The organism is Dissulfuribacter thermophilus (assembly GCF_001687335.1).
Lineage (GTDB): Bacteria > Desulfobacterota > Dissulfuribacteria > Dissulfuribacterales > Dissulfuribacteraceae > Dissulfuribacter > Dissulfuribacter thermophilus.
Genome location: NZ_MAGO01000002.1, coordinates 140,347 through 161,380 on the forward strand (window position 1 = coordinate 140,347; position 21,034 = coordinate 161,380).

Below are 21,034 nucleotides of genomic sequence, written 5' to 3' on the forward strand. Positions count from 1 at the left end.
CATAATCTTTATAGATCTATCGGCTGTATTGAGCACAACACAAAATTCTCTGTCCACTTGCCAAGGCCCTATTTGTTACAGCAAGTTCTGATTCACCGACAATGTCAGAAAAAACTTCCAAATCCTTCCCTGCCTCCTCTCTCTACTTGTTAATAGACATATTTCTTGTTCGACATTTAAAGTGAATAATCTTAATTTAAGTCTGGCTCCTCAGTATCTTGCCAATGATTTTAGTGGTGGAAACATCATGGACAAAAGGAATCCTTTTTACTACTCCCCCATGTGCCTTGACAAAATTGGCCCCTACTATCTCATCCTCACGCCAGTCTTCGCCCTTTATCAGACAGTCAGGGACAATTGCCTTGATGACATTAATGGGCGTTGGCTCATCGAATAGCACCACATAGTCCACTGCCTCTAGTCCAGCAAGGACAGATGCCCTCATTGCCTCTGGATTTACAGGCCTAAATGGCCCTTTAATGGACCTTATAGACTCATCAGTATTCATTCCCACTACAAGAAAGTCTCCAGCCCTACGGGCCTCTTCAAGGTAGGCTACATGACCTGCATGAAGGATATCAAAACAGCCATTTGTAAATACGCATTTTTGCCCTGTGGCCTTACGCCGTTGAACAATCTTCACAAGCGTAGGAAGATCTAGCACCTTGCTTGAAGAACATTGATGCCAGGTTGGTGGACGAGCTGTAAAAAATTTCTTTCTGACACCTTCTACTAGAGTTAGATCTATTTCACATACGATCTCCTCTGGGTCAGTACCTGCTTGGGCAATTACTCTACCATCAGGGGCAACGACAAGTGAACTTCCACCAAACTCAATGCCATGGAGCTGTCCTGATGCATTGACTCCTATTACAAAGCACTGATTTTCAATGGCCCTGGCCCTAATTAAGGTAGAGAAATGTTCGATTCTCTCCTTGGGCCAAAGCGCCATGCATACAATAATGGAACAGCCAAGTAGACTGTATTCCCTGGAAAGATCAGGAAACCTTAAATCATAACAGATAATTGGACCTATCCCCACCTCGACACCGTCAAAATTCTGCCACATGGCAACAGGCTCTTCTCCTGATTTAAACAACTTGTCCTCTTCAAAAGGTGGAAACAGGTTGATCTTTCGATAGCACCTGGGTTTCTGGCCAGGAGTTATAAAAAAGGCGCTATTATAAATTGTCTCTGCCGATCTCAACTCATCCTTTTCAGCAAGCCCACCTAAAATTGAAAAGGAATACCGAGTGGCAAGCGTCTCCAGTCTAAACAGGATTTGAGAAGTGCAATCTGCAAGACTAAGGCTATGTTCTTTGAGTGGGCCTGTACTCCATAGCTCAGGAAGCACTACAAGATCAGGAATCTTGCCTGAGAGATTGCGAATCTTTTCTTCTACTCTATTACATTCTTCTATAGGATCTTTACCCTCAGGATCATGTTGAATTAAGGCTACCTTAAAAGTTTTAGATTCCATAGTCACCCCTACTATTCCTTTTCCAACCTCCAGTCCAGTGTCTTCATGAGGCCTTCTCTTAAATTGTGCCTAGCCTTCCAACCAAGCTCCTTTTCAGCAAGTTTAACATTGAGACAGCTTTTCTTTAGGTCTCCTGGACGGGCTTGTGCAAACTCTGGTTCCATGAGGTCTTTGTCCAATCCAAGTCTTTCATCCATGACATCGAAAATGGCTCGGTATAGCCACAGGGTCTTAGTTTCAATACCTGTGCCAATATTGAATCGACCCCTTGACCCCTTGTTAAGGGCAAGGATATTGGCCTCCACCACATCGCCAACAAAGCAATAGTCCCTTATCATGCCCTCGGCATCATCTTCATAGTGATAGATCGTACATTTTTTTCCATTTAGCAATCTGTCCATAAATATTGCCACAACCCCTGCCTCACCATGGGGGATCTGCCTTGGACCATAGATATTGGCATATCTCAAGACTGTATAGTCAAGACCATATTCATGGTCATAAAATCTCAGATAGTCCTCTGAAACAGCCTTTGCGATTGCATAAGGACTCAAAGGCACAGGGTTATATGCCTCAGATGTTGGATACTCTTTTGCTTCACCGTAAATTGCCCCACCAGACGAGATAAAAATGATCTTTTGGACAGAATTTCTCCTGGCAGCCTCAAGCACATTCAAGAAACCATCGATATTTACCGAGGCATCAAATCTCGGATCTCTTACTGATTCAGGCACTGAGATCTGGGCAGCATGGTGGTTTATGACGTGTGGCCTCTTTTTTTCCACCAAACGTTGAAATTCGTCTGATCTTATATCCATGAGATAGAATTCTGCCCTAGGATTTAGGTTTTCCCATTTTCCTGAATAAAGGTTATCGACTACGATACAGTCGTGGCCCATCTCCACGTACGCATCCACGACATTGGAACCAATAAAACCCGCACCTCCAGTTACAAGGATCTTCATTTTACCTCCTAATGATTAACTTCTTTTTAAAAGCATTTTGTGCTAGTATTAACCCCTAAAAATCAAATTCGAAATACAAATATCGTGATTCAAAACAAATTTTATTTGACTAAAATGCCACATTATCCAAAATTATGCACTGCGAAAGAGGGCAAAAATGAATTTTCTTTTTATATCAACTGGTTACCTTATTGTAGCCTATTGCTGAACATTCACCTTTTTGGTGCAGCAAAATTCATGCTGTTTTTGCCCTCTTTCGCAGCCCTTCGGGATTGGCGATTTTGCCCAATCTGCTTTGTTGCTCGGGGCTCGAAGTACCTAAGTACGTCTTCGCCCCTCGCGCCTCGCATCTTGGACAAACTCGCCAATTGCATAATTTGGGATTATTTGTGGCTGAAGGTCTTAAGTTCCTGTAATTCGATGTTTTAACGAGTTGAATATGAAATTTTCCTTTTTACATGCAGCAGACTTACACCTAGACAGCCCATTTTCTACCTACTCTAATCTACCAACTACATTAAAAGACGCCCTATTAAACGCCCCGTTCAAGGCATTACAAAAACTTGTAAATTTCGCCATAAAAGATAGGACCTCATTTTTATGCCTCTCAGGAGATATATTTGATTCCATGGAACTTGGTCTAAGGGCGCAGACGAGGTTCCTCATGGAAATTGAAAGACTATATAAGGCAGGCATAAAGGTATTCATATGTTTTGGAAATCATGACCCTTTAGGATCATCATCTCTTTCAGTGAATCTTCCTAAAAATTGTTTCGTCTTTCCATCAGAAAATCTTGAATCATTTGATATAGAGCCCATAACAGGGGTTCGCTGTAAGATTTCAGGCATTAGTTACAAAAGAAGGGATGAAAAAAGAAATTTATCGAGGCTCTTTGGAAAACTTACTCCTAAACAAGACCAATTTTCCATAGGGATGCTACATACCAACTGCGGGGGGATTAGCAGTCACTATAACTATGCTCCATGTACATTGAATGACTTAAAAGGAGCCCCTATTGACTATTGGGCCCTTGGCCATATCCACAAGATGACCATACTGTCAGACTCTAATCCATTTGTAGGATACCCAGGTGTAATTCAAGGGAGGAGCTTTAAAGAAACTGGCCCTAAGGGATGTTTTCGCGTACAAGTTGAAGGGCAAAAAGTAAAAGTGGAATTTATTCCCCTGGATACGATCAGGTGGACAGTTACCGAGTGTGTACTTTCTCAGGAAAAGACAAAAGAAGAAATCTTTGAAACAATTTCTAGAGTCCTTAACTCCTTTTTAAATAATATGCCTGATCAAAGTCCCTTACATATTGTTAGGGTCGTCCTTTCAGGAAAGGCCTTTTTAAAAGAGACCATTTATAAAGAAGACCTATTGTTCGACATCAAAGAGGCCTTGAATGACATTTTTTTTAGCGTGAATACAGGTCTTTGGATCGATGAAATAGTGGACAAGACCACATGCCCCATGGATATTGAAGAGCTAAAGATTGGAACGGATCTCGTAGCTGAGATCCTCAGGACCATGGATCATGTCCAAAAGGATAATGAGACGCTAGAGCAGTTGAGAAAGGTACTTGATCCAATCTATAGGAGACGGGAGATATCGAGGTTTCTTTCCCCTCCTGGAGAAGAAGAATTCCTAACACTGCTAAATGAAGCGAGAGATCTACTGCTGGAACTATTTGAACCTAAATCCTGCACGGCAAAAGAGACAAATCTGGACAGTTTTTGAGATTGCGATGGAAGATATAAGGCTTTATCCGTACATAAATTCAATTCACATAGATAAATTTTTTGAATTTTACAATGTATCTTTAGAAGGTCTCGGTCCCTCTCTAAATATGTTTATTGGCCCAAATGAAGCTGGAAAATCCACCATACTCAAATTTTTAAGGGCAATCTTCTTTGGTTTCGATAAAAAATATCCAAAAGATTGGGGAGGGAGAATTGAAATAATCTCAAAGAACTCTACTCCAATAATTGTTGAAAGAAAGGGCGGGACAAAAACTGGTATCCTTAAGGTTCTTGACCAAAATGGCACTTTAAAAGGAGAAGAAGGCATTTCCTTTTTCATCCGTGGCATAAACAAGACACTTTTTGAAAATTGCTTTGCATTTAGTCTTGATGAACTTCAGACCATATCAAGTCTCCAACATGATCAAATGCAAGATGCACTCTTTGCAGCTGCAAGCGGAACCTCGCAAAAGGCACTGTCAAGAGTGAAGCTTTATCTTGTAAACCTGGAAAAAGAACTCTTTAGACCCAGGGGACAAAAACCCCTAATAAATAAGCTTCTCAAAGAACTTACTGAGGTCAGTTCAGCCATATCAAAAGTCGAAGATGAATTGAAGGGCGTGATTCATATCGAAGACACCCTAAAGGAGTTAAAGAACGAGAGACTAGAAATCCAAAGCAGGATCGAATCACTTAGAATCACTGAAAAACGCCTTGAACTCTTAGATGAACTCTGGGACAAGTGGATTAATTATAATAATGTTAGAGAAGAGCTATCAAAGCTAGAACATTTAGACACCACCATTCCAGAAGGGATCGAGAATCTCTTTAGCGCCGTCAATTCCTCAATAGAGGATATAACTCTAAGAATAAACAGGACTGAGAGGGAACTCAGGCAATTAAATGAAAGGATCTCCTCTTTAGAATTAGACTCTAGAATCACTTCCAATGAAGAAGTAATCGAAAAAATTTTGAGCAGGCTCCAAGAGGCCATTGGAGCTAAGGAGAGATTTGAAGAATTCTCTCAGAGAAAGACGGTCCTGGCAGAAAGGATAGAGAGGCTGAGGCGAGATATTGGAATCGATATAGATGAGGACAATATAGTCAATATTGATACATCCTTTATTGTCCGCCAAAAGATATCAACCCTATATGAAGCCATAGACGAAGGCCAAAAAAAGATAATAGACCTAGAAAGATCCTTTAAAGACCTGGAATCGAGATCGACCATCCTGAGAGAAAAGGAGCTCCCAGAAATTCAACAACGCATTGAAGAAATTGAGGTTCTCTTAAAAGAGTTCCAAGGCCTCAAACTCGAGGCAGAGGAACTCTCAATTACTCAAAAGGCCATCTTCCGCCGCTTTATTTCTATTGAGGCGCTTTTGCTCATATTATTTATCACATTGGCCCTGTTATCTATCTGGGGCCAGATAGCCACCAATACCACCTTAGCTCTTTTAGGTGGTATACTTTCGACTTTTATGTTTTCTGTCTTGTACCTGCACCAGAAAAAACGAAAATTAGTCCAAAAACGCCTTTCAGAGCTTAAAGAAGCCCAAAATGTAGTCACTCAACAGACTTCAAAAATCTTGAATGATTTTAATCCAAGAGAAGGATCTTTTTTGGAAATGGGACCTACTGAAGAGCTCAATATCTCTATACTAAGAGCACTTGACCAATTGGGCTTAGAAAAAAGGCATTTGGAAGAAAAAAAACTCGATATTGATAATGAGTTACAAGAACTTTCAAAAAACTATAAGACTTTAAAAAAAGCCCTGGCCCACGACAATGATCTCCTGAGAAAAAAGGAAGAAGACCTTTTGGGCCTTTGTAAAAGGCTTGGACTTACTTCTATCCCTCCACATAATCTTTTTGTACAATATCTTGATACTATTGAACAACTTCGTGACCTACTTGGAGAGATCCACAAAATTGATAAAAAGATGAAAGAAGAAAAGACCGATCTCAAATCTTTTTTAGAAGAGGCAACTTCCCTTTTTGAAGCACTTGGTCAAAACCTTCCTCAGGAGGGAGAGATCTTTAACGAACTATATCTCTTGAAAGATAGGCTTTCAGATAACAAGACAAAGGCAGCACTTAAAAAAGAACTTGAACTTCAAATTGAATTGAAGGCAAAGGAACTAAAGGACCTTAAATCAGCCCTGATGAATCAAAGACAAGAGCTCAATCGAATACTTAATATGGTTGATGCAACCAATTCTGAAGAGTTTTGGTCCGTGGTTGAACAGGTGAAAAAGAAAAGGAAGCTATTAGAAAAAGAGACCCTACTACGCCTTGAACTTTCACAGCTAGGAGAAGACTTTGACGAATTATACAGGGATGAAGACAGAGATGTAGTGAGGGCAAAACTTCAAGGCATCATAGACGAGTTAAAAGAACTCGAAACAAAACGCGAGGCCCTCCTCAAAGAAGAGGGTTCTCTAAGAGAAAAGATCACTTCTTTATCTTCAAGGGACCTTCTACAAGAACTCAAGACCCAAAAGGAAGGCCTGGAAAGGCAGATCGAGGCACTCACTAAAAAGTGGGCAGTAGTACAGATATCAAAGGCCATTTTTGACCTGGCCAAACGGTCTTTTGAAGAAAAGAGCCAGCCCGCTGTCCTTAAGGAAGGCGCCCATTACTTTTCCCTCCTCACACGGGGACGTTACAGTCGAATTCACTATGAAATCGAGACTGGGGCCCTCAGGGTCGTTTCCAACAAGGCACACTGGAAGGGGATAGATGAACTCAGTCGTGGCACTAAGGAACAACTCTTCCTGGCTCTAAGGTTCGGCTACATAAAGACCCTTGACTCTCAACTCCCGCTTATAATGGATGATATTCTGGTCAATTTTGATCCAGAGCGCACTCGAAATGCTGCGGACGCCATTTTAGATTTAGCCAGAAAAAGACAGGTCCTTTTTCTCACCTGTCATCCCGAGACCAAAAATGTCTTCGAAGAGGCGTCTAGAAAAATAGGAGGCAATGACATAAAATACTTAGAAATCAAGTCATAAATGCCTCAACAACAGATACATTAGCGTCTCTTGTGATGGTCTTGTTTTAAATCCTGAATTGTTCTAAGACTACTTTTAAATCACTCGACAACCTACTCAGTCGATCAACGGCCTCCTGTAACTGTCGCGCCCCCTGTGCAGTTTGATCCCCTGCGGCGGCAATGGATTGGCTCATCTTTACTACCTCGTTTACTTCGCTATTGACTCTCTGGGTATTGCTACTGATCTCATTGGTAGCGGCGGTCTGTTCTTCCACAGCAACAGCTATGTTGTTAGACAACTCCGCAACAGTTTGAATCACCGAAACGATCCTTTCCACAGCAACCATTGCCTCTTCTGCCCTATCTTGAAGGTCTCTTACTACCTCGTCAATTTCAGCAACAGAATCACCTGTTTGTCTGGCAAGTTCTTTGATTTCATTTGCCACAACGGTAAAGCCTTTGCCAGCCTCTCCAGCCCTTGCTGCTTCAATAGTGGCATTCAATGCCAGTAGATTGGTCTGTTCCGAGATAGTACCTATCAGTTTACTGATATCATCTATCTTTTTGGAAGAATTGGCTAAGGCCTTAATGACCTGATGGACGTGACGGGCCTTCTCATCAGCCTCGTTGGCAACTGTGTTGGCCTGCGAGGTATGCTGAGCAATCTCAGATATAGCGGCCGTCATCTCTTCCATGGCAGTCGCTATGCTGGATACATTTTCTCCTATTGTTTCGACGGCACTGTTTACCTCATCAACAAGATTCCGGGTATTATCTGCTGTATCAGCCATCTGTTCTGAGACAGACCTCAAATCTTGGGCCTCAATGGCAACTGTCTGTCCCTTATCCTTTATCTGAGCCACCAGGTGGTGAATCTTATCTAAAAATTGATTGAAGTATTTTGCTACCTTTGATATTTCGTCTTTCGTCTTACTCTCAATCCTTTTTGTCAAATCACCTGTTCCAGAGGCCAAATCCTTAGCTAACTCTCTAAAATTATCCAAAGAATTCAATATTTGTTTACTGAGGAAGAAATTTACTAGGAGTATCAATAAGAATAGAATCAACCCAAGAGTACTGAGCCATTTTAAAAACTCGTTTTTTAATTGTTCAAAGTAGTCGGCCTTATTGATTCCAGGGATTACCCAAAGTTTCCAAGGAGCTATATATCTAAAAGCGACGATCTTGTCCTGTTGAGTTGCAGCTGAAACGTATTCATAAATTCCACCTTCTTTATGCCTTCTTATGTAATCTACATAACCATGTCCTGCAAAATTTCTTCCTTCTTTTGTAGGATGAATCACAAAATCACCCTTTTCATTCATAAAATATACATATCCTGTTTTACCAATTTTCAATTCATGCATTGTTTTTCTAAATTTAGGATCTTTCCACGCATCTGTTCTTATATTTGCAACATATGTTAACTGTTTTTGAAGTACATTAGCCATATTTTCTAAATCTAAAATCATTATCCTTTTAATCTCTAATACACTCAAAAAATATGAGACTATTACAGAAATAACTATTGCAATTAATGATAAAATTGTGCTCAGTATTAGCTTTTCTTTAATAGTTTTGAACATCTGCCGACCAACTCCTTATACTTATATTGTTTAGATTGGTTATTTTTTTTATTCTTTATCCCTAAAAAAACAAACCCCAACCTGTCAAGACTAAATGCTATTGTCTAGCATATATGTGATTGTTATCACATTTGCCATATAAGCACTCTTTCGATATATTATCGTAATAAGATGTCAACACCTTTAAAAAAAATATTTTTATGGTTCTTTATTAACAAAATCAGATAATTATAAACCATAAATTCTCTTCCCAAAAGGAGATTTCTAGTAGTCGAATGCCGCTATTGAAAATTAGTTGGTAAAAATTTCTATGAATAGGCACATTACCTGTTTGTACCAAACGTAGGCGTTCCCGTATCACAAGGACCTTCAAGGTAGGGGCTGAAGAGGCGTGCGTGGATACAGTCACCGACCTTCACGGCATGGATGCCATGTAGGTCGGCCAAACAAAAAATGGCGGATAGGACAAAGCCACTAGATGGCCATTTATATAGAAATTGGGACCAACTTGGAATGTTCCTCCATAAATTCCAATGGCTCATTCAATGACTCGTACGAATTGCAGGCCTCTTAAATTTCACTTTGTTGTTATATAATATTTATATGCGTTATCCAATATTGGCCCTTGCCATAGAGGACATTCTGGTTAATTTTGGTCATGACTGACCAGGAAGTTTTCAAGAAAGACAAGGATTATCATAAAAATATTTGGGATTTGCCACATGGAAAATAACAAAAGACCCTTAGCAGTCTGTTTGGTAAGCGGAGGTCTCGATAGTTGCGTTACTGCTGCCTTTGCAAAAGAAGAGTGTGAAGTCGCCTTTGTCCACGTAAATTATGGACAAAGGACCCAACAAAGGGAACTCGAGGCATTTAACAAAATTGCAGACTACTACCAGGTGGAAAAACGGCTTGTTGTAGACATTGGTTACCTAAAAAAAATCGGTGGTTCTGCGTTAACAGACACTTCTATCGACGTCCCTCAAGATACCCTTTCAACCAATGGGATACCCATTACATACGTACCCTTTAGAAACGCCCACCTCATCTCAATTGCTACTTCGTGGGCAGAGGTTATTGGTGCTCAATTTATCTACATAGGCGCCACAGAGGTCGACTTTTCTGGATATCCTGATTGTAGGAGGTCCTTTTTCGACGCAATGGAATTGGCCATTCATGAGGGCACAAGACCTGAGACCAACATCAAGATAAGGACCCCCATTATCCATATGGGCAAAAAGGAAGTAGTAGAAGCAGGCGCAAGGCTTGGAGCTCCACTTGAACTCACCTGGTCCTGTTATAAAGATGAGGACCTTGCCTGTGGTAGGTGTGATTCATGCCTTTTGAGACTAAAGGGATTTAAAGAGGCGGGCCTAAAAGACCCAATTCCGTACAAAGCAGACAAGGAGAATAGGGGTGAGACCAGTATTTGAATGTGCACAATGTGGCCACTGTTGTCATGGGGTAGCAACTGTTTCATTGACCCCAGAGGAACAAACAAGAGTTGCTGAGTTTCTAGGGCTTACTAAAGAAGAACTGTTCCAAAAATATCTCATCTACAACGGCAACAGAGTAGAAATGAAAATAGTGGATGGCCACTGCATATTTTACGGAAAAGATAATCTGTGCAAAATCCATCCAGTAAAACCCTTTCACTGTAGACGCTGGCCACTTCATCCCAGCATCCTTAATGATGAAAATGCATGGCTGGCTATAAAGGCCGATTGCCCCGGTTTTAGAAAAGATGCCACATATGAAGAAGTGGTGACCTTAATTTGCTCCAGATCTTTTCTTAACGTAACATGCCCATTTGACCTATTGGTAGAACAATATTTAGACACAGTGTTGGAGTCCAGGCTAAATCTTGAAATCGGCTTAAACGGGGGAATTTTAGATAAATTCTCAGTACAAGACTTTGAACGAGTAAATGACATACTCAAAAAAAATGATCTTAAAGTGACTATACACGGACCCTTTACAGATCTTCCCTTAGGATCAGTAAATTCTTCGATCAGGGAGGCTGTCGTAAACATCCTTAAAAAAGCCATTGATATTACAAGAATATTTGGTTCAAAAACCATGGTAATTCACACGGGGTTTGATCCCAAGCACCATGGCGAATACGAGAAGGCCTGGGGAGAAAGGGCAAAGGAATCACTTTTTGAACTCATAGATCATGCAAATCAAAAAGCCCCTAATGTCAAACTCCTGATAGAAAACACCTTTGAATACGATCCTAGACTTCACGAAGACATTTTTGCCGCATTTGCCCAAGAGGCTGTTGGCTTCTGCTTTGATCTTGCCCATCAAGTAGTATTTTCCAAGTGCTCCATGGATGAGTGGCTGAGTAGTTGCGGAGATCGTCTCATGGAACTTCACCTTCATGATAATCATGGAAAGAGCGATGAGCACCTTGCTGTAGGACGTGGAAGACTTGACTTTGATTCCCTATTTAAGTGGTTAAAGGAACATAAAAAACTACCAATCCTCACCATCGAGGCCCATAATGAGGATGCAGTCATGCCCGCAATTCGAGCAGTAAGTAACCTACTGAAAAAATACCTAAATACCTCCTTGAAATAAAACTCTAAATGTTATATATATGCGCGAACTATTTCACCTAAATCTTGCACGGCAAAATGGGGCAAGAATGCCTATTGGGTAAACTCGCCAATTGCAAGATTTAGGTTCTATAAAAAAGGACGAAAGGAGTTCAAAGATGGCCAAACGTTGCGATATTTGCGGAAAGGGTCCAGTTACAGGCTGCAATGTAAGCCATGCCAATAACCACACCAAAAGGCGTTGGCTTCCAAATCTTCAAAAGGTCAAGGCAGTAGTAGGTGGAAAGACAAAGAAGATTACTGTATGCACCAAGTGTATTAAGGCCGGGAAGGTTACAAAGGCGATTGGATAGAAAAGTTTAAGAGGGCCTTATGCGTAAGAGGCCCTTCCCACCCAATTTACTCCCTGAACCCGTCTGATTCCGCTTATAATCTTCTTTAAGTGGGAACTGTCTCTGACTTCTACTAAAAAATTGAACATGGCGTTATTGTCAGGGGTAGTTATTACCTTGGCCTCTTTTATATTGCCCTCTCCATTACTTATGGCGTTGCTTACTGCTGCGAGCATTCCCTTTTTGTCTGTAGTCATTACATGAAGCCTTACAGGGTAAGTCTCTCCAGGCTCTCTATGCCATGTAACGTCTACCTTTCTCTCAGGATCTAAATTTTTTACGTTTACGCAATCTGTCCTGTGAACAGTGACCCCACGGCCTCGAGTAATGTAGCCAATAACGTCATCGCCCGGCACAGGAGTACAACACTTTCCAAGATGAACCATTATGTTGTCAATACCATGAATATTGATTCCCTGCTGAGCGCTTTCTTCTAGTTTCTTGGCATCGTCCTGGTTAAGCTCTTCTATTAATTCATCGTCTGTCTTTTCCTCTATCTGTTCAAGGCGTTGAAACTTTTTAAAGACCTGAATCGGAGAGATCTTTCCATAGCCAATGGCAATAAGCATGTCGTTCAGACCTTTAAAAGAAAGCTCTTTTGCGACTTCTTCGCCCTTATCTTTTATAAACTCTGAAAAATCGGCCCGGTTCTTCTTAAATTCCCTCAAGAGCAGGTCTTTTCCGAGATTTAAGCTCTTTTGTCTCTCTTCAGTTTTTATCCAATGACGAATACGTGTCAGGGCCCTGCTAGTCTTGGCAATCTTCAGCCAGTCTCTGCTGGGCACATGCTGAGGAGAGGTAATAATTTCAACAACATCACCATTTTGCAACTCATACTTAAGAGGGACCATTTTTCCATTCACCTTAGCTCCAGCACAATGGTGACCAACTTCTGTATGGATGGCATAGGCAAAATCTATAGGGGTTGCTCCTCTGGGAAATTCCTTGACATCTCCCCCAGGTGTAAAGACGTAGACATCGTTAGGGAATAGATCCATCCTAACAGAGTCAAGAAACTCCCGTGGATCTTCGAGCTCCTTTTGCCACTCCATTAGCTGATTGAGCCAGTCAAACTGTTTTTGTTTATCAGGTGTGATGATGGTCCCTTCCTTGTACAGCCAGTGGGCTGCGATACCTTCCCGAGCCACCTTGTCCATCTCTTCCGTACGGATCTGGATCTCCATCTTCTCGCCATAAGGACCAATTACCGTTGTATGGAGACTCTGGTACATGTTGGCCTTAGGAAGGCTAATATAGTCCTTAAAGCGCCCTGGGACCGGTTTCCACAGGGAATGGACTATGCCAAGGGCTTCATAACATTCCTTTTTTGTCTTAAGAATTATCCTAAAGGCAATTAAATCGTATATCTCCTCCAGAGGAAGGTTTCTAAGCCTCATCTTTCTAAAGACGCTATAAAGGTGCTTTGGACGCCCTAGCACCCTACAGCTCAGGCCAAAGTCTGCCATCTTTCTTGCAATAAGATCTTTGACCTCCTCTACATAGGCCTTCCTCTGACCGAGCTTGGCCTCTACCTTCTCTTTTAATTCTTCATACTCTGCAGGATACAGATATTTAAAAGAAAGATCTTCGAGCTCTCTTTTTATCCAGTCAATTCCAAGCCTACTGGCAAGAGGGGCATAAATGTCAAGGGTTTCTCTTGCGACCTTCACCCTCTTGTGTTCCTTTTGGTATTCTAGGGTCCGCATATTGTGAAGTCTGTCTGCTAGTTTAACCAGTATGACCCTAAGGTCCTTGCTCATAGCAAGGATCATTTTTCTAATATTTTCAGCCTGCTTTTGTATCTGACTGTGAAATTTTATTTTACTTAGTTTGGTGACACCGTCTAGGATCTGAGCAACATCGTCTCCAAAAAGGCTCTTTATATCGTCTAGAGTAGCCAGGGTATCCTCGACTGTGTCATGAAGTAATCCCGCAGCAATACTTGGGAGATCAAGGCGCATCTTCGCCAGAATTAGAGCAACTTCAAGAGGATGTGAAAGATATGGCTCTCCAGATAGCCTCACCTGCCCTGCATGTACCTTTGCAGAGTATACGTAGGCCTTTTCTACTAAATGAGTGTCGGCATCAGGCAGATATGAGTGAATCTGATCAAGGATGTCATGTATTCGGATCATTGTCACTCTACACTAAGAGCTATATTTGAGAGAATTAAGCACATCTTCGAGTTTTTCCATTGGAATCAATTCCACTTGCCTCGTCTTTCTATGAAAGACCTCTACGCTCCCATCTTCTTTCAGGCGTTTACCTACTGTTATGCGAACAGGGATTCCAATCAACTCAGCGTCCTTAAATTTTACTCCAGGACGCATATCCCTATCATCGAATAGACAATCGATACCTTTTGACAGAGCTGCTTTGTAAATATTCTCACCAGACGCCCGAAGCTCTTCATCTTTAACATTAACTACTGTAACTATTAAATCAAATGGAGCTATTGGCTCAGGGAATACTATACCCAGTTCATCATGGTTTTGTTCAATTGCTGCCTGGACCGTTCTTGAGACTCCAATTCCATAACAACCCATTACAATGGGCCTTTCTTTTCCGTCCTTGTCTAAGAAGGTGGCCCCCATGGCCTCACTGTATTTTGTTCCCAGCTTGAACACATGTCCTACCTCAATCCCCCTCCTAATCTCAATTGTGGATCCACATTCAGGACAAGGATCGGCCTCAGTAATGTTCCTTATGTCTGAAAAACTGACATCTTTTATGTCACGGTCCCAGTTGACATTCAAAAGATGAGCATCTTTTTCATTAGCTCCTACCACGAAATTCCTTAGGCTTTTTATGGAGTTATCTGCAATAAGGATTACCTTTTCCCTTAATCCCACTGGACCTGCAAATCCTATAGGCGCACCTGTAACCCGCTCTACTGTCGCCTCTTTTGCCAAGGTCAACTCATCGCAGCCAAGGACCTTTTTCATTTTGACCTCATTTAACTCGTGATCCCCTCTCACCATGGCGACAACCACGTCTTTTTTATCGGTCTCAAGGACAAGGCTTTTCACAATCTTATGTAGAGGCACCTTTAGAAACTCAGAAACATCTTCTACCTGTTTGACCCCAGGGGTATTCACCTTTTTGATCTCATCGAAAGCTTCGCCTTCATCACCACTGTCTGAACCTGACTTCACCTCTGCTAATTCTATGTTGGCAGCCCACTTACATACTGTACACGAAGCAATCTCATCTTCTCCAGTATCTGCAATAACCATGAACTCATGGGATTCATGCCCACCGATGGCACCTGTGTCTGCCTTAACTGCCTTAAAATCCAGGCCACAACGTTCAAATATCCGACAATAGGCCTCGAACATATTCCAATACTGCCGATCAAGGGCCTCTTCATCCACATCAAAACTATAGGCGTCCTTCATGACGAACTCTCGCCCCCTCATAAGGCCAAATCGAGGGCGAATCTCGTCCCTAAATTTTGTTTGGATCTGAAACAGATTAAGGGGCAAGTCCCTATAAGAGCGCACCTCTCGACGTACAAGGTCGGTTATCACCTCTTCATGGGTAGGACCAAGACAAAAATCGTGTTCGTGTCTATCCTTAAATCTCAGAAGCTCCTTCCCATACTTTTGCCAACGACCACTCTCTTCCCAAAGCTCCCTTGGCTGGACCATGGGAAGTAAGACTTCTTGGGCACCTGCCCTAAACATCTCTTCCCTAACGATGGTCTCAACCTTTCTAAGTGCCTTTAACCCCAAAGGAAGATAACTATATAAACCCGAAGCCAGCCGTCTTATCATTCCGGCCCTTAACATGAGTTTATGCGAGATAATCTCTGCCTCGGATGGAACCTCTTTTAGAGTTGGCAAAAAGAGCTTTGAATATCTCATTTACTTCCTCCTCTCTTTTCCTTAATAAGCGTCTCCACCTCTTCCCAGAATTCCTTTAGAAGTCGTTCTTCTTTTACCTTTTTCAAAATCTTACCGCGTTTAAAGATGATCCCTACCCCTTTTCCTCCGGCAATTCCAATATCTGCGGCCCTCGCCTCTCCAGGGCCATTCACAACGCACCCCATTACTGCAATAGTAATGGGCTCTTCAATGGTCTGAGCCCTGCTTTCTACCTCTTCAGCAAGGGAGAAGAGATTGATTTCACACCTACCACAGGTTGGGCAGGAAATTATTTCCGCCCCCCGCTGTCTCAATCCAGTGGCCTTGAGGATCTCATAGGCTACCTTGACCTCTTCTTCTGGAGGACGAGTAAGCGAGACCCTGATGGTATCTCCAATCCCATCCATCAACAAGGCCCCAAGAGCAACACTGCTCTTTACAGTCCCTGAAATTAGCCCACCTGCCTCTGTCACTCCCAGGTGTAGAGGATAGTCTGTCTTTTCAGCAAGCATCCTGTACGCCGCAATAGTTGTGAGTACATCAGAAGACTTTATTGATATCTTGATAAGTTCATGTCCCAATTCCACAACCCGTTCTACATTTCGAAGGGCACTTTCCACCAGTGCTTCCGGGGTCGGACCGTGATATTTTTGCCGAATATCCTTTTCAAGGCTCCCTGCATTTACTCCAACACGCACAGGGATCTGAAATTCTTTTGCCTTTTTTACAACCTTCTCTAACTTCTCTTTTCCCCCAATATTTCCAGGATTTATGCGTATTCCATCGGCTCCATGTTCAATTGCAGAGACTGCAAGCCTCCAGTCAAAATGGATATCCGCAATTATAGGCACAGGACTTGCATGCTTAATCTTCGAGATGGCCCTCGCAGCCTCCATGTCTGGGACTGCGACGCGGACTATCTCACAACCACAAGAAGAAAGGGATGTTATTTGGTTGATGGTGGCATTTACATCTCTGGTATCTGTATTTGTCATAGATTGTACTACAACGGGATGGTCGCCACCTATAGGGACATTGCCAACATGGATGGTCCTTGTTTTTCGTCTCTTAGGTATGTTAAAGGTAAAGTGAGTCATAGATGAAAAATACTCCACATACAGGATTTGGGCAATCTATTGACAGGCTTTGCGCTTTGAAAAAATGAAACAAGGGGCTTTTTATGAAGATATTTCCAGGGACATCACCAAAGACACCTACAATTGAAATAAATAACGATCCAAAGACCACAAATGAAAAGGGAGGCAAGGCTGTAGGAAGATTTGATGAAATCCTACGCGAGAAGACTGCTGTTTCCAGTCCTAATCCCGCTTCTCCTGTAGATCCAATTCAAGGTATACAGGATACTTCGACGACTACTGATATACAAAAACATGCATTGAGTTATGGGGAAGAAAGCCTTACGTTCCTTGAACGCCTATCCTTTACCATTAAAGAAAACCCCCCTCAAAAAGATAAGATTTTAGAACAGTACCGTGATATTCTCAATGATCGTACCGAGACCTTAAAGGTCATTCGAGACCTCCTCAATGAAGGAGATCCACTAAGGGATACATTGAATGAAATTGGGGTAAGGACTGCGGTCGAGGCATACAAAATATATAGAGGCGACTACTCAAGTGGATGAACAAGACCATTTCTGTAATTATCCCGTGCCTAAATGAAAAGGCTAATATAGGCAATTTGCTGAAGACAATCGAGGTGTTCGAGGACGTAGAGGCCATCGTTGTAGATGGTGGCAGCAGTGATGGCACCCCTGAAATAGCAAAGGCCCACAGGACAAAATTACTTAAAGCAGGAGCATGCAGAGGATCTCAGTTAAACGCAGGGGCAAGGGCTGCAGGGGGTGATATATTTTTTTTTGTCCACGGCGATTCAACTATACCCAGGACGTTTAAAGAAGACATATACCAGATACTCCTGAAAAAAGGGGCAACCTTAGGGGCATTCAGACTAAAAATAGATTCTCCATCACCTCCATTCAGGCTCGTAGAAACCATGGTCAATCTGAGATCCTCAATTCTTTCATTGCCATATGGGGATCAAGGGCTCTTTATCAAAAGGGAGGACTTCTTTAGTGCCGGTGGCTTTAAAGACTATCCAATAATGGAAGATTTCGATTTTGTAAGGAGGATGAAAAAGAGAGGGAGGATTTTACTTGCAAGATCCCATATAAAAACTTCTCCAAGACGCTGGGGAAAATACGGGATCCTAAGGACAACGTTTTTAAATCAGTTGATTATACTCGGTTTTTTCCTAGGCGTCCCTCCCAACCACCTAGTTCGTCTGTACTATCCACGAAAGACAAGAAAAGACTTATGAAAGGGCCTTTTCCTTGGCGAATCTGATTTCCATTGCCCTGACTGGACAAACCACCACACAGAGCTCGCATCCCTTACACTTTTTGGGCTCGAACACCACCTCAAAAGTGTCTGGGTCTAAGGTAAGGGCATTTGTAGGACATATGCCAGTACATGCGCCGCAATGGATGCAGACTTCCTCATTTCGTCTGATCTCCTGAGCAACAGACTTGACCTTTACACCCTGTGCCTTCAAATACTTGAGTCCTTCTGAGACGTGTTTTTTATGCCCAGAGAGTTCGAGTACCATTATACCCTCCTGACCAGGAAGGATCTCGGCCTTCAATATGTTAAAACAGAGGTCAAACTCTCTTGCCAGGCTACACACCAAAGGCTTGTCTGTAATTTCAGGTGGAAATCTCAAAACTAGGATTCGCGTATACATAATTACACCTCCAAAAACAAAGAGATACTTAATTACAATTATTATTTGGTGATTATTGAGTTGTCATTTAGTTGTTATTCGGTAGGTACTATATCCCATTACACCAGCCTAAAGCTCCTTCAGGAGCATGAATTTATAGGTGGTGGTCTTTATGGAGGACCATGTGCGAACCACAACAAAGTACTACGAAGTGCTACCGAATAACTATTGAATAACGATAGATTTAATAGTATATCATATTTATCATGAAACACAAAAGAAAAAACTTAGCACCAGAATTTTTTGCCTTTGATATCGACGGTGTTGTGGCAGACACCATGGGGACCTTTATCGAGGTTGCCAGAAATGAATACGGCATTACCAATTTGAGCAAGGATCAGATCACTAATTATTGGCTTGAACAATGCCTGCCTGTACCTGAAAAAATAGTATGGGAGATAGTTGACAAAATAATCAAAGATCCATTCCAGGTAGGGCTGAGACCAATTGAAGGGGCACGCGAAGGACTCAAGGCCTTTTTTGAAAAGTGTGAACATCTTACCTTTGTGACAGCAAGGCCCGAAAAAGAGGGAATTGAGGCATGGTTGCATGATCTCTTAAAGGAGTTACCTCCAAACCAGATAAGGGTCATTGCCACTGGAGTACATGAAAAAAAGGCCGAAGTTTTAAAGGGTTATGGGTATAAATACTTTGTAGAAGACAATCTCGACACCTGCATTCAGCTTTATGAACACGGCATTGGCGCGATTGTTTATGATCAGCCATGGAACAGGAATCATACCCCTTTTAAACGCGTAAGGTCCTGGAAAGAGCTCCTGGAGCTCACTGGTCTCTAAATAGTCATGTATCTGGCCCATGTAAAAGACAAAACAGGTAAAACACGTTTTGTGATCCGGGAATCCGTTAAAGGCCAAGACGGGCTTTACAGGTCCCGAGACCTCTTTGACCTCGGCGAAGATCCAGAAATTTTTATTAAGTATGTGGGACCAAAGGGCTTTTACATTGATCCTGACCTAGAAGACGAGGTGAGGTCAAAGGCCACATATTTTGACTATAGAGAGCTAGAAGAACTTTTTTGGCCGTTTCTTGATCCCGAAATCAAGATAACCATTGAAAACTTCTCTCATGGCAGATCTAGCCCAAAAGGGCGTTACAGAAGGGGGATCAAGGGACAAAAAATCGATATTCATCCATTTGACAGGCGAAGACTACTCTTTCTAAAATTTGGCCAGATTAATATTGAACCAATGTGGGAACACCCCTTCCCTTTTTTGGAATTGCCCCTCAATAAGTCTAGGGATGAGATAGAACACGCAATAGGATTCATGGAATTGGAACTAAGACCTTGGGAGATGAGGGGCTACTTATATACGATTTTTAACCTCCCAGAACATTTTAAGCCAAGACAATCGAGATTCATTCCAGAGGTCCAGGATCTCAATCAGATGGACTCTTTCTTTTTAGAAGAGCTATGCAAATTAAACAACGATCCTACCTACCTGGATCAAGGGGCCAGGGAGACGGACCATTTAGGTGTTCATCCTTACCTAAGGAAATATCTTATATACTACTTCGATATCTTCTTTCACTCAAAAGGTGCAGGATACATTGGAGGAAGATTCAGGACAGAAGGTACTTATAGGGAGCCTTCAGCTATCCATCCGAACGAAGACGAATACCTGGCCATTCTAGGAATCACTAAGGACGAATTTGATTCAATGGACGAACAAGAACTGACCAGGACATTTAGGAAAAAGGCCTTGAAACTCCACCCAGACAAAGGTGGAGATCATGAGAATTTCATCAGATTAAAAGAGGCCTATACTTTTCTCATGAGGCGTAAGAATTGGTAGTAGCCTTTTTCATCTCCTTGACAAAATTCCCAATCTCGTCCACGATCAACTTTTTAGAAGGATTATTTTTCTCAACAATTTTAATGATTGCGCTACCCACGATTATTCCGTCGGCATATTCTCTGAGTTGGCGCACCTGATCTGGCCTAGAAATGCCAAAACCAACGGAAACCGGCACAGGACTAACCTTCTTCACTTTCTTGAGTCCATCCACAAGCTCCTTCGGTAGCTCCTGTCTGGCACCTGTGATCCCTGTTACGGACACATAGTATAGAAAGCCCCTCGACTTTCTCGAGATCTTTTCCACACGGTCCATAGGAGTATTGGGAGCAACGAGAAAGATGTTTGACAACCCAATCTTATCTGCCTCCTTTTGCCACTGGCCTGACTCTTCAAGGGGTAGATCAGGGATAATAGTGCCGTCAGCGCCTGCCTCTTTTGCATCCTTGGCAAATTGCTTGAGCCCATATTGTAGTATTGGATTATAGTAGCCCATGAGTACTATTGGGCACTGAGTAACAGAACGGAGCCTTGAAACAAGGGAAAGGATCATTTCAGTGTTAATTCCTCTGGTCAAGGCCCTTTGACTCGATGCCTGAATGGTTGGTCCATCTGCAAGTGGGTCTGAAAATGGCATCCCAAGCTCAATAATATCGGCCCCCATCTCTGCCATCTTAAGGCAGATCTCATATGTAGTATTAATATCAGGGTCCCCGGCTGTAATAAATGGTATAAAAGCAGCCTCTCCCCTTTCCTGACAATGAGAAAATGCCTTATTAATCCTTGATTCCTTCATTTACGTCATTCCTCACTTATAATCAACTCAC

Annotated in this window: 17 protein-coding genes; 9 read left to right on the forward strand and 8 right to left on the reverse strand. The window is 42.1% G+C overall.

Going from position 1 to position 21,034, the window contains the following annotated elements; translation table 11 throughout:
- Nucleotides 1–196: 196 nt before the first annotated feature.
- On the reverse strand, nt 197–1,480 hold the full coding sequence (gene rfaE2, locus DBT_RS12660) for a D-glycero-beta-D-manno-heptose 1-phosphate adenylyltransferase (RefSeq protein ID WP_083186572.1): 1,284 nt from the start codon (nt 1,478–1,480) through the stop codon (nt 197–199).
- A gap of 11 nt (nt 1,481–1,491) precedes the next feature.
- Nucleotides 1,492–2,445 (reverse strand): NAD-dependent epimerase/dehydratase family protein, encoded by a 954-nt coding sequence (locus DBT_RS02605; RefSeq protein ID WP_067616153.1) that lies wholly within the window; start codon nt 2,443–2,445, stop codon nt 1,492–1,494.
- A 439-nt stretch (nt 2,446–2,884) separates the two neighbouring features.
- Between DBT_RS02605 and DBT_RS02610 the strand changes: the two genes are divergently transcribed.
- Together DBT_RS02610 and DBT_RS02615 are read left to right on the forward strand one after the other, a co-directional pair.
- Nucleotides 2,885–4,186, forward strand: a complete 1,302-nt coding sequence (locus DBT_RS02610) for a metallophosphoesterase family protein (RefSeq protein WP_067616155.1) — start codon at nt 2,885–2,887, stop codon at nt 4,184–4,186.
- Nucleotides 4,107–7,205, forward strand: a complete 3,099-nt coding sequence (locus tag DBT_RS02615) for an AAA family ATPase (RefSeq protein WP_083186573.1) — start codon at nt 4,107–4,109, stop codon at nt 7,203–7,205. The genes DBT_RS02610 and DBT_RS02615 overlap by 80 nt, the downstream gene beginning before the upstream one ends.
- A 46-nt stretch (nt 7,206–7,251) precedes the next feature.
- Here the strand turns inward: DBT_RS02615 and DBT_RS02620 are convergent, their stop codons facing one another.
- A complete protein-coding gene (locus tag DBT_RS02620; RefSeq protein WP_067616159.1) occupies nt 7,252–8,772 on the reverse strand; it encodes a methyl-accepting chemotaxis protein in 1,521 nt (506 codons plus the stop codon).
- Nucleotides 8,773–9,494: 722 nt separating this feature from the next.
- Between DBT_RS02620 and queC the strand changes: the two genes are divergently transcribed.
- The 3 genes from queC to rpmB all read left to right on the forward strand — a co-directional run bounded on the left by queC (nt 9,495) and on the right by rpmB (nt 11,686).
- On the forward strand, nt 9,495–10,205 hold the full coding sequence (gene queC, locus DBT_RS02625; protein WP_067616161.1) for a 7-cyano-7-deazaguanine synthase QueC: 711 nt from the start codon (nt 9,495–9,497) through the stop codon (nt 10,203–10,205).
- Complete coding sequence (locus DBT_RS12165) at nt 10,189–11,355, forward strand: TIM barrel protein (RefSeq protein ID WP_067616162.1); 1,167 nt, start codon at nt 10,189–10,191, stop codon at nt 11,353–11,355. The genes queC and DBT_RS12165 overlap by 17 nt, the downstream gene beginning before the upstream one ends.
- Before the next feature lie 136 nt (nt 11,356–11,491).
- Nucleotides 11,492–11,686, forward strand: coding sequence for a 50S ribosomal protein L28 (rpmB, locus tag DBT_RS02635; RefSeq protein WP_067616164.1), 195 nt, complete (start codon nt 11,492–11,494; stop codon nt 11,684–11,686).
- A 17-nt stretch (nt 11,687–11,703) separates the two neighbouring features.
- Here the strand turns inward: rpmB and DBT_RS02640 are convergent, their stop codons facing one another.
- From DBT_RS02640 to ispG, 3 genes are read right to left on the reverse strand one after another with little or no spacing between them, the layout of a single operon-like run.
- Nucleotides 11,704–13,860: a RelA/SpoT family protein gene (locus DBT_RS02640; RefSeq protein ID WP_067616166.1), complete on the reverse strand. Its 2,157-nt coding sequence runs from the start codon at nt 13,858–13,860 to the stop codon at nt 11,704–11,706.
- A gap of 12 nt (nt 13,861–13,872) precedes the next feature.
- On the reverse strand, nt 13,873–15,591 hold the full coding sequence (locus DBT_RS02645) for a proline--tRNA ligase (RefSeq protein WP_067616168.1): 1,719 nt from the start codon (nt 15,589–15,591) through the stop codon (nt 13,873–13,875).
- Complete coding sequence (ispG, locus tag DBT_RS02650) at nt 15,588–16,688, reverse strand: flavodoxin-dependent (E)-4-hydroxy-3-methylbut-2-enyl-diphosphate synthase (protein ID WP_067616170.1); 1,101 nt, start codon at nt 16,686–16,688, stop codon at nt 15,588–15,590. The genes DBT_RS02645 and ispG overlap by 4 nt, the downstream gene beginning before the upstream one ends.
- Nucleotides 16,689–16,771: 83 nt before the next feature.
- Between ispG and DBT_RS02655 the strand changes: the two genes are divergently transcribed.
- Both DBT_RS02655 and DBT_RS02660 read left to right on the forward strand, forming a co-directional pair.
- On the forward strand, nt 16,772–17,236 hold the full coding sequence (locus DBT_RS02655; protein WP_067616172.1) for a dynein heavy chain: 465 nt from the start codon (nt 16,772–16,774) through the stop codon (nt 17,234–17,236).
- Complete coding sequence (locus DBT_RS02660; RefSeq protein ID WP_067616174.1) at nt 17,233–17,931, forward strand: TIGR04283 family arsenosugar biosynthesis glycosyltransferase; 699 nt, start codon at nt 17,233–17,235, stop codon at nt 17,929–17,931. The genes DBT_RS02655 and DBT_RS02660 overlap by 4 nt, the downstream gene beginning before the upstream one ends.
- Here DBT_RS02660 and DBT_RS02665 read toward each other — a convergent pair.
- Nucleotides 17,926–18,354 (reverse strand): NIL domain-containing protein, encoded by a 429-nt coding sequence (locus DBT_RS02665; RefSeq protein ID WP_067616176.1) that lies wholly within the window; start codon nt 18,352–18,354, stop codon nt 17,926–17,928. The two genes, DBT_RS02660 and DBT_RS02665, sit on opposite strands and share 6 nt — an antisense overlap.
- Nucleotides 18,355–18,599: 245 nt before the next feature.
- On the opposite strand from DBT_RS02665, the gene DBT_RS02670 reads away from it, so the two are divergent.
- Both DBT_RS02670 and DBT_RS02675 read left to right on the forward strand, forming a co-directional pair.
- The gene (locus tag DBT_RS02670; RefSeq protein ID WP_067616178.1) at nt 18,600–19,190 is read left to right on the forward strand and encodes a 5' nucleotidase, NT5C type; all 591 of its coding nucleotides are present in this window, start codon (nt 18,600–18,602) and stop codon (nt 19,188–19,190) included.
- A gap of 6 nt (nt 19,191–19,196) precedes the next feature.
- Nucleotides 19,197–20,207: a J domain-containing protein gene (locus DBT_RS02675; RefSeq protein WP_067616180.1), complete on the forward strand. Its 1,011-nt coding sequence runs from the start codon at nt 19,197–19,199 to the stop codon at nt 20,205–20,207.
- Here DBT_RS02675 and trpA read toward each other — a convergent pair.
- Nucleotides 20,185–21,003 carry a tryptophan synthase subunit alpha gene (gene trpA / locus DBT_RS02680; RefSeq protein WP_067616182.1) on the reverse strand — a complete coding sequence of 273 codons (819 nt, stop codon included), beginning with the start codon at nt 21,001–21,003 and terminating at the stop codon, nt 20,185–20,187. The two genes, DBT_RS02675 and trpA, sit on opposite strands and share 23 nt — an antisense overlap.
- Nucleotides 21,004–21,034 lie beyond the last annotated feature (31 nt).